Raw genomic sequence first — 14,082 nt, 5'->3', positions numbered from 1 at the left:
AGTAAGTCAGACAAAGTCTCAACGTTGCTAGGTTTCCAATCATTAACTATATTTAGAGCTTGAGAAACATCCATAAAAAAATCCAAGTGCATTAAATACACTTGGATTTTGACAGCTCTGAAGGATCGTTCAACCGATCACTTTGGCTTTAACTGATCGGCATTACAGCCTTGGCTGGTGTTTTTTTTATCTTCAAACTACCTAGAAACGAAACTGTAAACTAAATGAAGTGACGCTATCGGCTTTACTTAGTCCTGCTGGAACCTTATCGTGGTATTGGCGAGACAAGTTCACTTTCAACGCAATCGAATCAGTAATGTGATTGGTTAAAATGAGTTCGCTATCGGTTCTGATATTACTTTCTCCTGCGACAAGAGTCAGTTCAGAGGAGATGGTTAAATTATCGAAAGTTGCCCAAACACCTTTTAAGTTACCACGAAATATGACTTCTTCGACTGTATTTGCAAATACAATATCTGTGCTTGATATCTCATCTAGGTTGGGTTTTTGGTAACGAAAGCCGGGCCCTATTTCAAGCTCCAATAGCAATATGTCGGTATTCATCAATTGGTAACCCATTCCACCAGATAGCGTATAGTCTTTGAAATAGGCGCTGTATTTCGAATCAACACCGTTAAAGTTTGCGTATAGATAAGCTTTTGAAGCTAACTTATAGTCACTTTGCAGCGAATAGTTTGCCTGCCGCTTATTCTCTTTTCCATTTTTATCAAGACGATACAATTTCCACTCACCATTGGTTCGATGGCGACCTGTTATGTATTCTGTCTTGACTCGTGAATTCAATGACTCTGAATCAGTATTACCTGAGTGGGCTTGGTAACCCAATTCGACTTGGCTATTCCAAGGAGAAGGAACTTCGATTTCCGTATCGTTTTTAAGATCCTCATTAGCATAAGCTGCACTCATCGCGAACAGGCTAAAACTAAGAAACCAAATTTTGGACACGAAGCACCCCTAAAGTGAATAAAAATAGTGGGCGAAATAGTAGGTGTAGGGCGGTTCTGTTTGGTCAGCATGAGGTTAATTCTCTACGAGATAAACACAAAGTTTCGTTTACATAATTACAAATGATCTATTCTGGCTATAATGGTCGGTCATTAGATAGTATTGAGCGAAGTCATGGCTGCACCACGAACAGATCAACGAAATCGTAAACCGTTTGACGCACAAGTCGACGCAATTAAAGTTCCTCCACATTCGATCGAAGCTGAGCAATCAGTGATTGGAGGCTTGCTATTGGATAACGAACGTTGGGATACGGTGGCTGAGCGTGTGGTCAGCAAAGACTTCTATAGCCGTGCACACCGCCTAATTTTTGATGCAGCTAAATCGATTTTGGAAGCCAGTAAGCCGCTCGATCTTATTACATTATCTGAGTATCTTGAGCGTCGCGAACAGCTGGAAGATGTCGGCGGTTTTGCCTATTTAGCGGATTTGGCGAAAAATACGCCCAGTGCGGCTAACATTAATGCTTATGCTGAAATCGTAGCGGAACGAGCATTGGTGCGTAACCTCATCGGTGTTGCCAATGAGATTGCGGATGCAGGTTATGATCCGCAAGGGCGCAGTTCGGAAGATTTGCTCGATCTGGCTGAAAGTAAAGTGTTCGCCATTGCTGAGGAGCGTACCAGCGAAAATGAAGGCCCGCAGAATGTCGATTCGATTTTAGAAAGAACTTTAGAGCGTATTGAACTGCTGTATAAAACACCACAAGATGGCGTCACGGGCGTGAATACGGGGTTTGCTGATCTCAATAAGAAAACGGCTGGTTTACAAGGTTCTGATTTGATCATTGTAGCTGCTCGCCCTTCTATGGGTAAAACGACGTTTGCCATGAACTTGTGTGAAAACGCGGCCATGGAGCAAGAAAAACCGGTTCTTATCTTCTCTCTTGAGATGCCGGCTGAACAAATCATGATGCGTATGTTGGCATCGCTTTCTCGCGTTGATCAAACCAAAATTCGTACTGGGCAGCTGGATGATGAGGATTGGGCACGAATTTCATCTACCATGGGTATTCTCATGGAAAAGAAAAATATGTACATAGATGATAGCTCAGGCCTAACGCCTACCGAGGTTCGTTCTAGAGCTCGTCGTATTGCGCGCGAGCATGGCGGCTTGTCGCTCATCATGGTCGACTACTTGCAGTTGATGCGAGTTCCTTCGCAATCGGATAACCGTACTTTAGAAATTGCGGAGATCTCTCGCTCGTTAAAAGCGCTGGCTAAAGAATTGAATGTGCCCGTGGTGGCTTTATCGCAGCTTAACCGTTCGTTGGAGCAGCGCGCCGATAAACGCCCAGTCAACTCCGACTTGCGTGAATCCGGTTCGATAGAACAAGATGCCGATTTGATCATGTTCATTTATCGCGACGAGGTGTATCACCCTGATAGTTCGTTAAAGGGTATCGCAGAGATTATTATAGGTAAGCAACGTAACGGCCCGATTGGTTCTGTACGGTTGACCTTTCAAGGGCAGTATTCTCGTTTTGACAACTATGCAGGCCCTGCATTTGACGATGAGTAATTTGATGAGCTACATGAAAGCGGCAACCGCCTGCATCGATCTCGATGCGTTAAAGCACAACCTACAGCGAGTAAAACAGCAGGCACCAAACAGTAAAATTATGGCGGTGGTCAAAGCAAATGGTTATGGTCATGGGCTTCGGCATGTTGCGAAACATGCACTGGGCGCGGATGCATTTGGCGTGGCGCGCATTGAAGAAGCGCTGCAACTAAGAGCGAGCGGTGTGGTAAAACCTATCTTATTGCTTGAAGGTTTTTATTCTCCGATGGATCTTGCTGTATTGGTGACCAATAACATTCAAACCGTTGTTCACTGTGAGGAGCAGTTAGTCGCCTTAGAGCAAGCTCAATTAGATGTCCCAGTCAATGTTTGGTTGAAAATCGATAGCGGAATGCATCGTTTAGGTGTGCGCCCAGAACAATACCCCGATTTTTTAGAACGTTTGCAAGCGTGTAAAAACGTAGTGAAGCCATTGCGTTATATGAGTCATTTTGGTTGTGCCGATGAACTCGATAAATCAACCACTTCTGAGCAAATTGAGCTATTTTTAGCAATGACAAAAGGTCATGAGGGTGAAAGATCACTTGCTGCCTCCGCTGGTTTATTAGCTTGGAAGCACAGCCAGTTAGAGTGGGTTCGCCCAGGTATTATTATGTATGGCGTTTCTCCTTTTGATGATAACTCGGCGCAAGCGCTGGGCTATCAACCTGTAATGACATTAAAATCACACTTGATCGCAGTGCGTGATGTTAAAGCGGGAGAGAGTGTCGGCTACGGTGCCACTTGGACAAGCTTGCGTGACACTAAGGTTGGTGTTATCGCAATTGGCTATGGCGATGGTTATCCTCGCACTGCACCCAATGGAACTCCGGTTGTTGTCAATGGGCGTAAAGTGCCGATTGCAGGGCGAGTTTCAATGGATATGCTTACGGTCGATCTCGGTCCACAAGCCTGCGATAAGGTGGGTGATGAGGTTATTTTATGGGGAAAAGAGCTACCAGCAGAAGAAGTGGCCTCTCACATTGGCACGATCGCTTACGAGTTAGTGACGAAACTCACTTCTCGTGTTGAGATGTCGTATCAATAAAGCCAGAGTATGCACCCATTAGGTTTACCTGACCTAACTCAATATGAGAGCGGGTAAGCTGCGTCATAATGGCGCTCACAAAACGAATAACGACGTGTTGCCTTCCAAATATAGGCAGTCGATACCATTTTCTTTTTTTGCTCAATCGGGGATTCCATCATTTTGAAACAGAGTTTAGGAATGATAGGAATAAAACCTACTGTCACATCGGGATAGATACCATGTTGAAAAATATCAATCCAACGCAAACCAACGCTTGGAAAGCACTGACTGCGCATTTTGAATCAGCGCAAGATATGGACCTTAAATCGCTTTTTGCACAAGATGCACAACGTTTCGATAAATTCTCGACTCGTTTTGGTTCAGATATTCTTGTTGATTACTCAAAAAATTTGATCAACGAAGAGACCTTACAACATTTACAAGCATTGGCGAATGAGACTGAACTAAAGTCAGCCATCGACGCTATGCTGCAAGGCTGCGCGATCAACCAAACTGAAGGCCGTGCCGTACTGCACACTGCGTTACGCAACCGCAGTAACACACCGGTCATGGTTGATGGTGAAGATGTGATGCCAGCCGTGAATGCGGTACTTGAGAAGATGAAATCGTTTTCTGAACGAGTGATTTCTGGTGAATGGAAAGGTTACACTGGTAAAGCGATTACCGATATTGTCAACATTGGTATTGGTGGTTCAGACCTTGGCCCATACATGGTCACAGAAGCACTTGCGCCGTATAAGAATCATCTTAATCTTCATTTCGTTTCTAACGTTGATGGAACACACATCGTTGAAACGTTGAAAAAAGTCAATCCAGAAACCACGCTATTTTTAGTGGCTTCAAAGACGTTTACCACCCAAGAAACCATGACCAATGCACATACGGCTCGTGATTGGTTCTTAGCGGAAGCAGGCGATGAAACTCATGTTGCAAAACACTTTGCAGCGCTGTCGACTAATGCGAAATCAGTCGCTGAGTTTGGTATTGATACAGACAACATGTTCGAATTTTGGGATTGGGTCGGTGGACGCTACTCACTATGGTCAGCAATTGGTCTATCCATTGTATTGGCTGTAGGCTATGACAACTTTGTGGAACTGCTGTCCGGCGCGCATGAGATGGATCAACATTTTGTGGCGACACCTTTTGAGCAAAATATTCCTGTGATCCTAGCCTTGATTGGTATTTGGTATAACAACTTCCACGGCGCCGAATCAGAAGCGATTCTGCCTTATGACCAATACTTACATCGCTTTGCCGCTTATTTCCAACAGGGCAATATGGAATCAAACGGTAAATACGTAGATCGTAACGGTCAAGCGGTAACTTACCAAACGGGTCCAATCATTTGGGGTGAGCCCGGTACTAATGGTCAACACGCCTTTTATCAATTGATCCACCAGGGAACAAAATTGATCCCGTGTGATTTTATTGCGCCAGCGCTCAGCCATAACCCAGCGGGTGATCATCACCAAAAATTGATGTCGAACTTTTTTGCTCAAACAGAAGCGTTAGCGTTTGGAAAAACGCAGCAAACCGTTGAAGCTGAGCTAAAAGCGGCGGGCAAATCAGCACAAGAAATGGCGGCAATCGCACCATTTAAAGTGTTTGAAGGAAACCGCCCAACCAACTCAATCTTAGTTAAGCAGATCACGCCACGCACTTTGGGCAACCTGATTGCGATGTACGAGCATAAAATTTTCGTACAGGGTGTTATTTGGAATATCTTCAGTTTCGATCAATGGGGCGTTGAGCTTGGTAAGCAGTTAGCAAACCAAATTCTGCCTGAGTTAGCCGACGATGCTCAAGTGAGTTCACACGACAGCTCAACCAATGGTTTGATTAACGCGTTTAAGACATTTAAAGCGTAATGCGTCAAAACCTTACTTGGATGTGAGTAAGGTTTTATCCAAATAAAAAAGGTTGATACTTAACGGTATCAACCTTTTTTTCTTTAATGAAAGAGCTTACTCGAAACAGATTTCGATAAAAGCGTTACCCCACTGAGAGGTAAACGGCATGATAATAATTGCACCTTCGCATTTATGACGAATCGTGTGGCCTTTTCCTGAGACAACAACCGGAGTTGCCATATCAAAGTCAAAACCACTCTCGGCAAGAATACGTTTAGCTCCGCCTGTCACCATGTTGGTGATTTCGCCGACCATATCTGTCACTTCTTCATTGAGACCGTTGGGGCGTTCACCTAACATATTTTGCATGATTTCCAATGCTAGACTTTCATCAAAAGTAATAGACATGGAACCGCGGCTTTGACTACCAACCATACCAATCAAGCCAGAGACATCACCACGGGCAATCTCATCTTTCTTTACACGAGGTTTCTGTGGCTTCAACTCTAATGAAGCCATCGTTTTTAACACGTTCATTAAAGAAGCTAAAAACGGGTTTACAAATTCAGCGCGCATAACCTTCTTCTACTGTTTTTATACTTTCAGACTTGAGGAACACGTTTGGCAAACACCATGAGATTCAATAACGTGATTAACGATGTTAAAACCGTGTTTCTCAGCGTTGCTTGCTAGCAAGGCTATCAGACTATCATCTTGAAGTTCAATAACATTGCCACATTTGTCACAAATTAATAGGTGTGAAAAATGCTTATTAGCATTACAAGAGCAACATGAAATAAAGCTATTTGTTGACTCCACTCTATGAATAAAGCCTTGTTCTAACAAAAAGTCCAGAGCACGATACACCGTTGGTGGTTTCGCTTGGGGCTCGCTTTGCTTTAAATCTTCAAGCAATTCATAAGCACTGGATGCTTTTTTGCTTGAACAAATCAGTTCAAACACTCTCTTTCGTTGAGAAGTTAGTCGTACTCCTCTCGCTGCGCATAGTTCTTCTATTTGTTTCGTTAGCTTGTGGTCCAAATTCATCACCATAACCATTGGACTTTAATAATAATATACTATTTCCAGATTAATAGCCTTGTAGCCTACAACATTTTCTGGAGTTAGTTAGCGATGTGATCGTTGTTTGCAACGAAAATAGTACTTAAATTACCTTATATCGATGCAAAACGATACAGAAGAAGAACTGTTGGCGCTATAAACTCGAAGCGATTACAATGCCAAACTTTGTTTTTGGCTGTAAGTTTAGCCATTGAAACTGACTGAATTGGGATATCTAAATCATGACTCACCCTTGTAAGCTATCAGTAGCCCCTATGCTCGATTGGACAGATCGCCACTGCCGATACTTTCATCGTTTGCTGTCCTCGCAAACGTTACTGTACACCGAGATGGTCACGACAGGCGCGATCATTCATGGTAAAGGGGATTTCTTGGCTTACAACGAGGAGGAACACCCAGTAGCGTTACAATTGGGTGGTTCGAATCCTCAAGACCTTGCTCATTGTGCCAAACTTGCCCAGCAGTACGGGTACGATGAAATCAACCTCAATGTAGGTTGTCCGTCCGATCGCGTCCAGAATGGTCGTTTTGGTGCTTGTTTAATGGCAGAGCCGCAACTGGTGGCGGATTGCGTTGCAGCGATGAAATCAGTAGTTGATATTCCGGTAACCGTAAAGACGCGTATTGGTATTGATGACATGGATTCTTATGAATTTTTGACTGATTTTATTTCATTGGTATCAGAGAAAGGGGGCTGTGAACAGTTTACTATTCATGCGCGTAAGGCGTGGCTTAGTGGTTTGAGCCCAAAAGAGAACCGTGAAATACCGCCGTTAGATTACTCACGGGCATATCAGCTGAAAAAAGATTTCCCACATTTAGTCATTGCTGTGAATGGCGGTGTCAAAACCTTAGCTGAAGTCAGTGAGCATTTACAGCATCTTGATGGCGTAATGATTGGCCGGGAAGCTTATCAAAGCCCTTATTTGTTGGCGGAAGTGGATCAGACCATTTTTGGCATGGATACGCCGATTAAAAAACGTTCTCAAATTATTGAAGAGATGTTTCCTTATATTGAACGTCAATTAGCTCAGGGGTCTTACCTTGGCCATATTACCCGCCATATGTTAGGTATGTTCCAAAATATGCCAGGTGCTCGTCAATGGCGACGTTATATCAGTGAGAATGCGCATAAGCCCGGTGCGGGAATTGAAGTCGTGCAAGCGGCATTAGCAAAAATTCCGAAAGAGTTGAATGTGTAAAAATTACCAACTTAAGTGGTGATTTTTACCAATAATAGAAAAGCTAAATGACTCGGTGTTATTTGGCTTTTTTATTGAAATAAATATTGCTTTTCAAGTGCTTGATTGGCCAAGAAACTGTGATTTTTTTAGTCTTGACTTGAAATCAGAGGTGGTAATGACAAGTTGGCTCGATATCTGCTAGTGGTAAGAGAAACGGAGGAAAGCATCATGTTTGAACTTATTTTCTTATTGGTTTTTATTGCAACTTTATTGGCGACAGGCATCACTTTGGCGACTGTGTTTATTGCGACGATCATGGGCTTTATAGTATTGGCATTACTAGGCATGATTGGAGTGATGTTTAAGCTACTACCTTGGATCATTGTGATTGTTTTGGGGGTCTGGTTCTTCCGTCATGTGGTATACACCCCTCGCTAATGTGGCAGTCAACGAAATGTTAACTCACTTCAGGAATATGCTACTATCGCGTTCAATTAAGAACATGCATTAGTAGCGAATAAATAGGGAGCAATAGGGATGAATAAACCAATTTGGTTAGCGTTGGTCAGTGTGGCAATGATGATGTCAACCGCATCGGTTCAAGCAGAATCATTTTATCGTGGAGAAGTTGGCGCTGACATGTGGTGGGGCAGCACTAAAATCGACAATACTCGTCGTGATGATGTGAAGACACCTTCAATCCACGTTGCTTTTGAGCATCAGCTACCTTATTTGCCCAATGCGAGTATTCGTTATACAACGCTTGAGGCGGATTATGCATCCTTTGATAAATACGACTATACCTTGTATTACAATCTGTTAGAGCGACAGTTAATGTCGTTCGATGCGGGTGTTACATTCACTCAATATAGTGGTTCTCAGTATCAAGCACCAGATAGCTTGAAGTACAGTTTTGATAAGACGACTTTTAACTGGTATGCCTATGCCACAATTAAAATTCCCAATACCCAAGTTGATGTGATTGGGCAGTTTGATTTTGGTGATAGTGGCGGAATTAAAAGCGCAGATGTACTAGCGGGTTTGCAGTATTCCATACCTATTCGTGCTGGCAATGTCGCATTGCGTGGCGGCTATCGTGTGATTGATCTTGAATTCACCGAACTTGACCCAAAAACGAAAAACTCATTTGTCTTTGTTGATGGTTGGTTCTTAGGGGCTGAATTTCAATTTTAAGTATCGATTCGATACTTACGCGCTAAATGCATTTTCCATAGAACGCCACCTCTGCAAGGTGGCGTTTTTTATAACTGATAATTATATTATTGCGCAATTTCTTAGCAGAATAAGCAAAATGTACCATGCTTAATTCACGAGTGAATAATGTGAAAATGGTGTGGTGATGACGATTACCGAGTTAAGGGACTTGTATCGTGAGAACAAGCTTATCGAAGCCATTATTGAACCTTCTTTCCAAGAAGGGCATTGGATAGTCGAGTTTCGGCATTGCCGTGGTGGGTTCGTGCTATTAACCGATTCTCAGGGTGACGAATGCCAGTATACCGATCTGGATCTTGCCTCTAAATCGGCTATGGAGGTGGGTTTTAAGCAAGTTCGAGTCGAGTCTAAATGAGAGAATTAAGCGTAATGCCTACTTCCAAAAAGTTATAAAACATACTTATCTATTCTTTCTTGTTATTAAAGAGAGTGGTTAATCTATTGTCACGCAATGAATAGGGAAGTCGTGACCATGTCTTCAGGAAATACCATACCCCAAGAGCTAGCCAGTTTAGCTAGCCCACTCAATGACGCGCAACTGAACGGATTGCAGCGTACTATTTCAGAACTTTCCCCGCAGCAGCTTGCTTGGGTTAGCGGATATTTTTGGGGCCTCAGTCAGTCTCAAGCATCAAGTATTTCTACTTCCAGCTCACAAGCCGCCACTTTAGTATCAATGGAGCCTGCGACTCAATTAACCATTATTTTCGCTTCTCAAACAGGCAATGCAAAAGGCCTTGCTGAAGGATTGGAAAGAGAAGCTCAGGCTGCCGGTATCGCGGTTCAATTATTCGATGCGAGTGATTACAAGGGCAAAGATCTTGCGAAAGAAACGCATGTTATTTTTGTTGCATCGACCAATGGCGAGGGCGAAGCCCCTGACAATGCATTAGCGCTGCATGAATTTTTACAATCCAAGAAAGCGCCGAAATTACCTCACTTGCAATATGGTGTGATTGGCTTAGGTGACTCCAGTTATGAATTTTTCTGCCAAACGGGTAAAGATTTTGATGCATTTTTAGAGCAGCTTGGTGCCAAACGTTTTATTGAACGAGTGGATTGCGACGTTGATTACGAACATCAAGCCACCGAGTGGAAAGCCAAGGCATTAGCAGTGGTAAAAGAAGCTTTTGCAAGTACGCCTGCGCAAGTTGTGCAATTACCCGTGAGTCAAACCACGAGTCATCTATCTCAATACAATAAGCAAAATCCTTACAGTGCGACTTTACTGACGAGTCAAAAAATTACTGGGCGAGATTCAGGAAAAGAGGTGCACCACATTGAAATTGACTTGGGTGAGTCAGGTATAACGTATCAGTCTGGGGATGCGCTTGGAGTATGGTATGAAAACGATACAGAGTTAGTCAATGCCGTGTTATCTGCGACTGGGCTATCGGGTGTCGAAAGTGTTGAGGTCGATGGCGAAAGTTTATCCATCCATAGTGCTTTAATGCATAAATATGAAATTACGGCTGCAAATCCTCAGATGGTGACCAAGTTTGCTGAGTTATCTGGTTGTACGAAACTGCTTGAGCTGGTGGAGGATAAAGATAAGCTCAGATTGTACGCGAGCCATCATCAAGTGATTGATGTACTGCGAGAGAAACAAACTAAACTGACGGCCCAAGCGCTACTCTCTTTATTACGTCGTTTAACGCCGCGTCTTTATTCTATCGCATCAAGTCAAAGCGAAGTTGAAGATGAAGTGCATCTTACCGTCAGCATTGTTCAGTATACACACCAAGATGAGCACCGTTTTGGGGGAGCGTCCAGTTATCTTGGCCAGCGCTTAGAAGAGGGCGACAAGGTAAAGGTTTTCATTGAACACAATAATAATTTCAAACTACCGCAAGATGATAACGTGCCTATTATCATGATTGGTCCTGGCACCGGAATTGCGCCATTTCGTAGCTTTATTCAAGAGCGTGATAACCGTGAAGCAAAAGGAAAAAACTGGCTGTTTTTTGGTGATCGTACATTTACTCAAGATTTTCTCTATCAAGTTGAGTGGCAAAAATATCTGAAATCCGGTGTGCTGAGTCGTCTAGATGTGGCGTTTAGCCGTGATCAACATGAGAAAGTCTACGTTCAGCATCGATTACTTGAACAATCCGAACTGGTCTGGCAATGGATTCAAAACGGTGCGTATCTTTATGTCTGTGGTGATGCAACGCACATGGCGAAAGATGTGCATGATGCACTAATTGTTATTGCACAGCAGCAAGGTGGGTTATCACGTGAACAGGCAGAGACATATATCAACGATCTGCGCAAAGCAAAACGTTATCAAAGGGATGTGTACTAATGAGCACCAAACAACAATCTAATCATCAAGAAGTATTAGGACAAGAGCTAGGCCCATTGTCAGATAACGAGCGCTTGAAACGTGAAAGTCACTTTTTACGTGGGACGATCGAGCAAGATCTGCAAGATCACATCACAGGTGGCTTTAGTGCTGACAACTTTCAGTTGATTCGCTTTCATGGCATGTATCAACAAGACGATCGCGATATTCGTAACGAACGTGCAAAACAAAAGTTAGAACCTCTGCACAATGTGATGTTACGTGCGCGCATGCCTGGCGGGATCATCACACCGAAGCAATGGCTAGCGATAGATAAATTTGCAACTGAGCACAGCCTATATGGCAGCATTCGTTTAACCACTCGCCAAACCTTTCAGTTTCATGGGGTATTGAAGCCTAACATTAAATTGATGCATCAAACGTTAAACAGCATTGGTATTGATTCGATTGCCACGGCGGGTGATGTGAACCGTAACGTACTGTGTACGTCCAATCCTGTGGAGTCTGAACTGCATCAGGAAGCTTACGAATGGGCGAAGAAGATTTCGGAACATCTGTTACCTAAAACGCGCGCTTATGCCGAAATTTGGTTGGATGGTGAAAAACTAGAAACTACAGATGAAGAGCCGATTTTAGGTAATAACTACTTACCGCGTAAGTTCAAAACGACAGTGGTTATTCCGCCCCAAAACGATGTGGATGTACATGCCAACGATTTAAACTTTGTTGCGATTGCCGAACAAGGTCGGTTAGTTGGTTTTAATGTGCTGGTGGGTGGCGGCCTAGCCATGACGCACGGTGATACTTCTACTTACCCGCGTCGTGCTGATGATTTCGGATTTATTCCTTTGGATAAAACCTTAGAAGTCGCCGCCGCTGTGGTTACGACTCAGCGTGATTGGGGAAACCGGTCTAATCGTAAAAATGCAAAAACTAAATACACACTCGATAGAGTGGGCGTCGATGTGTTCAAAGCCGAAGTTGAAAAGCGTGCTGGTATTGAGTTTGCGGTCAGCCGCCCTTACGAGCTTACAGAACGTGGTGATCGGATTGGGTGGATTGAAGGCATCGATGGTAAGCATCATTTAACACTTTTCATCGAAAATGGTCGTTTACTCGATTTCCCTGATAAACCGCTAAAGAGTGGTGTGGCAGAAATTGCTAAAATCCACCAAGGTGATTTTCGTATGACGGCCAATCAAAACCTCATCGTAGCGGGAGTACCTGCTGTACAAAAAGCTACGATTGAGCAGATTGCGCGTCAGCATGGTTTGATCAATGACAATGTGAGTGAGCAACGTAAAAATTCGATGGCGTGCGTCTCTTTCCCTACGTGCCCATTAGCTATGGCTGAGGCGGAACGTTTCCTTCCTCAATTTGTAACAGATGTAGAGACGATCCTACAAAAACATGCGTTACCTAAAGAAGAAAACATTATCTTACGTGTCACAGGTTGTCCGAACGGATGTGGCCGAGCCATGTTGGCTGAAATTGGTTTAGTTGGTAAAGCTCCCGGTCGCTACAACCTACATCTTGGCGGCAATAGAGCGGGCACACGTGTGCCTAAAATGTATAAAGAAAACATTACCGATGTACAAATTCTTCAAGAAATTGATGAGTTGGTAGGACGCTGGGCGCTAGAGCGTCAATCCAATGAGGGTTTTGGCGATTTCACCATTCGCACTGGCATTATAGAAGAGGTGATCATCTCTAAGAGAGATTTCTATGCTTGAAGTACCAGTAGTTCCTAAATTGTCCGAGTTATTGGCGCTAACTAAAGTAGAGCAAACGTTACGCCTTGCCCCATTAAATGCTTATCTCGAAACGTTAACAGCGCAGCAGCGAGTGATGTGGGCGATTGAGAATCTAGAAGGAACCCATGCGCTTTCTTCTAGCTTTGGCATTCAAGCCGCATTGATGCTGCATCTGGTTTCTAGCGTAAAAAGCGATATACCAGTGGTATTGACGGATACGGGCTATTTGTTTACTGAAACATATCAATTTATTGACCAGCTCACGGATCACCTGAATCTCAATCTGCATATCTTCAGCGCTACGATAAGTCCATCATGGCAGGAGGCGCGTTACGGTAAACTTTGGGAACAAGGCGTTACTGGCATTGAACAATACAATCACCTTAATAAAGTAGAACCGATGCGAAGAGCGTTAGATGAACTAGATATTGGTACTTGGTTTTCTGGCCTACGCCGAGAGCAATCAGAATCGCGGGCGACATTACCTATTTTAGCGATTCAAAATGGTGTGTTTAAATTCCTACCTGTGATTGATTGGACAAATAAAGATGTACATTATTATCTGCAAGAAAATCACCTGCCGTATCATCCATTGTGGGAGCAAGGTTACCTTTCAGTTGGTGACACTCATACCACTCGTAAATGGGAACCGGGAATGAATGAAGAAGAAACGCGTTTCTTCGGCTTAAAAAGAGAGTGTGGTCTTCATGAAGAGAATAACTAAGGAGATGATGCAGGTATTTAATCTTCTATATAGTGTAAAAAAGAAATGAGTGAAACGGAAAAAGCGTCTGAAGGCGCTTTTTCTACGTTTGAAAAGATAAAAATTACAGCTAATGTGCATAACTCTGTGGGTAACGTGTTTACTTGATCTTAGTAAAATTGAATAAATAAGGCTTTGAGCAGTAATTTGGTGATTAAGCGCTATTTTTGCAATTTTTATAAAATAATGCTTGCCAACGTGACGGCGATCTCTATAATGCGACCTCACTGACACGGCACAGCCAGTAAGGGTTCAAGCCCAACCAGC

General features: G+C 43.3%; 13 protein-coding genes. 10 read left to right on the top strand and 3 right to left on the bottom strand.

What is annotated here, in order from left to right; translation table 11 throughout:
* Positions 1 to 201: 201 nt before the first annotated feature.
* Positions 202 to 966: a DUF481 domain-containing protein gene (locus AACU59_RS17005; protein WP_094145108.1), complete on the bottom strand. Its 765-nt coding sequence runs from the start codon at positions 964 to 966 to the stop codon at positions 202 to 204.
* A gap of 174 nt (positions 967 to 1,140) precedes the next feature.
* On the opposite strand from AACU59_RS17005, the gene AACU59_RS17000 reads away from it, so the two are divergent.
* The 3 genes from AACU59_RS17000 (at position 1,141) to pgi (ending at position 5,508) form a co-directional block, all read left to right on the top strand.
* The gene (locus AACU59_RS17000; protein ID WP_013857915.1) at positions 1,141 to 2,547 is read left to right on the top strand and encodes a replicative DNA helicase; all 1,407 of its coding nucleotides are present in this window, start codon (positions 1,141 to 1,143) and stop codon (positions 2,545 to 2,547) included.
* A gap of 13 nt (positions 2,548 to 2,560) precedes the next feature.
* On the top strand, positions 2,561 to 3,634 hold the full coding sequence (gene alr / locus AACU59_RS16995) for an alanine racemase (protein ID WP_197056815.1): 1,074 nt from the start codon (positions 2,561 to 2,563) through the stop codon (positions 3,632 to 3,634).
* 221 nt (positions 3,635 to 3,855) lie between these two features.
* On the top strand, positions 3,856 to 5,508 hold the full coding sequence (gene pgi / locus AACU59_RS16990; protein ID WP_029388348.1) for a glucose-6-phosphate isomerase: 1,653 nt from the start codon (positions 3,856 to 3,858) through the stop codon (positions 5,506 to 5,508).
* A 96-nt stretch (positions 5,509 to 5,604) separates the two neighbouring features.
* Here the strand turns inward: pgi and AACU59_RS16985 are convergent, their stop codons facing one another.
* Both AACU59_RS16985 and zur read right to left on the bottom strand, forming a co-directional pair.
* Positions 5,605 to 6,066, bottom strand: a complete 462-nt coding sequence (locus tag AACU59_RS16985; protein WP_017043302.1) for a chemotaxis protein CheX — start codon at positions 6,064 to 6,066, stop codon at positions 5,605 to 5,607.
* Positions 6,067 to 6,084: 18 nt separating this feature from the next.
* Positions 6,085 to 6,543: a zinc uptake transcriptional repressor Zur gene (gene zur, locus AACU59_RS16980; RefSeq protein WP_017043301.1), complete on the bottom strand. Its 459-nt coding sequence runs from the start codon at positions 6,541 to 6,543 to the stop codon at positions 6,085 to 6,087.
* Between the two features lie 251 nt (positions 6,544 to 6,794).
* On the opposite strand from zur, the gene dusA reads away from it, so the two are divergent.
* The 7 genes from dusA to AACU59_RS16945 all read left to right on the top strand — a co-directional run bounded on the left by dusA (position 6,795) and on the right by AACU59_RS16945 (position 13,776).
* Positions 6,795 to 7,775 carry a tRNA dihydrouridine(20/20a) synthase DusA gene (gene dusA, locus AACU59_RS16975; protein ID WP_013857910.1) on the top strand — a complete coding sequence of 327 codons (981 nt, stop codon included), beginning with the start codon at positions 6,795 to 6,797 and terminating at the stop codon, positions 7,773 to 7,775.
* Between the two features lie 210 nt (positions 7,776 to 7,985).
* Entirely contained in the window at positions 7,986 to 8,195 is a 210-nt protein-coding gene (gene pspG / locus AACU59_RS16970) for an envelope stress response protein PspG (RefSeq protein WP_029190027.1), read from the top strand.
* A gap of 99 nt (positions 8,196 to 8,294) precedes the next feature.
* A complete protein-coding gene (locus AACU59_RS16965) occupies positions 8,295 to 8,951 on the top strand; it encodes a TIGR04219 family outer membrane beta-barrel protein (RefSeq protein WP_019282801.1) in 657 nt (218 codons plus the stop codon).
* 166 nt (positions 8,952 to 9,117) lie between these two features.
* Positions 9,118 to 9,348, top strand: a complete 231-nt coding sequence (locus tag AACU59_RS16960; RefSeq protein ID WP_038149123.1) for a hypothetical protein — start codon at positions 9,118 to 9,120, stop codon at positions 9,346 to 9,348.
* 96 nt (positions 9,349 to 9,444) lie between these two features.
* On the top strand, positions 9,445 to 11,298 hold the full coding sequence (locus AACU59_RS16955; RefSeq protein WP_094144460.1) for an assimilatory sulfite reductase (NADPH) flavoprotein subunit: 1,854 nt from the start codon (positions 9,445 to 9,447) through the stop codon (positions 11,296 to 11,298).
* Positions 11,298 to 13,031 carry an assimilatory sulfite reductase (NADPH) hemoprotein subunit gene (cysI, locus tag AACU59_RS16950; protein WP_094144459.1) on the top strand — a complete coding sequence of 578 codons (1,734 nt, stop codon included), beginning with the start codon at positions 11,298 to 11,300 and terminating at the stop codon, positions 13,029 to 13,031. Before AACU59_RS16955 ends, cysI begins: the two co-directional genes overlap by 1 nt.
* Positions 13,024 to 13,776, top strand: a complete 753-nt coding sequence (locus AACU59_RS16945) for a phosphoadenylyl-sulfate reductase (RefSeq protein ID WP_094144458.1) — start codon at positions 13,024 to 13,026, stop codon at positions 13,774 to 13,776. The genes cysI and AACU59_RS16945 overlap by 8 nt, the downstream gene beginning before the upstream one ends.
* The last annotated feature ends 306 nt before the right edge of the window (positions 13,777 to 14,082 follow it).

The organism is Vibrio sp. V23_P3S9T160 (genome assembly GCF_963886625.1).
GTDB lineage: Bacteria > Pseudomonadota > Gammaproteobacteria > Enterobacterales > Vibrionaceae > Vibrio > Vibrio anguillarum.
This window is presented reverse-complemented; position numbering and strand designations above follow the sequence as displayed.

What these genes read in the sequence shown, in the direction of transcription:
- AACU59_RS17000 (WP_013857915.1), top strand. Translation starts at nt 1,141, where the DNA reads ATGGCTGCACCACGAACAGATCAACGAAATCGTAAACCGTTTGACGCA.
- alr (WP_197056815.1), top strand. Translation starts at nt 2,561, where the DNA reads ATGAAAGCGGCAACCGCCTGCATCGATCTCGATGCGTTAAAGCACAAC.
- pgi (WP_029388348.1), top strand. Translation starts at nt 3,856, where the DNA reads ATGTTGAAAAATATCAATCCAACGCAAACCAACGCTTGGAAAGCACTG.
- AACU59_RS16985 (WP_017043302.1), bottom strand. Translation starts at nt 6,066, where the DNA reads ATGCGCGCTGAATTTGTAAACCCGTTTTTAGCTTCTTTAATGAACGTG.
- zur (WP_017043301.1), bottom strand. Translation starts at nt 6,543, where the DNA reads ATGGTGATGAATTTGGACCACAAGCTAACGAAACAAATAGAAGAACTA.
- dusA (WP_013857910.1), top strand. Translation starts at nt 6,795, where the DNA reads ATGACTCACCCTTGTAAGCTATCAGTAGCCCCTATGCTCGATTGGACA.
- pspG (WP_029190027.1), top strand. Translation starts at nt 7,986, where the DNA reads ATGTTTGAACTTATTTTCTTATTGGTTTTTATTGCAACTTTATTGGCG.
- AACU59_RS16965 (WP_019282801.1), top strand. Translation starts at nt 8,295, where the DNA reads ATGAATAAACCAATTTGGTTAGCGTTGGTCAGTGTGGCAATGATGATG.
- AACU59_RS16960 (WP_038149123.1), top strand. Translation starts at nt 9,118, where the DNA reads ATGACGATTACCGAGTTAAGGGACTTGTATCGTGAGAACAAGCTTATC.
- AACU59_RS16955 (WP_094144460.1), top strand. Translation starts at nt 9,445, where the DNA reads ATGAATAGGGAAGTCGTGACCATGTCTTCAGGAAATACCATACCCCAA.
- cysI (WP_094144459.1), top strand. Translation starts at nt 11,298, where the DNA reads ATGAGCACCAAACAACAATCTAATCATCAAGAAGTATTAGGACAAGAG.
- AACU59_RS16945 (WP_094144458.1), top strand. Translation starts at nt 13,024, where the DNA reads ATGCTTGAAGTACCAGTAGTTCCTAAATTGTCCGAGTTATTGGCGCTA.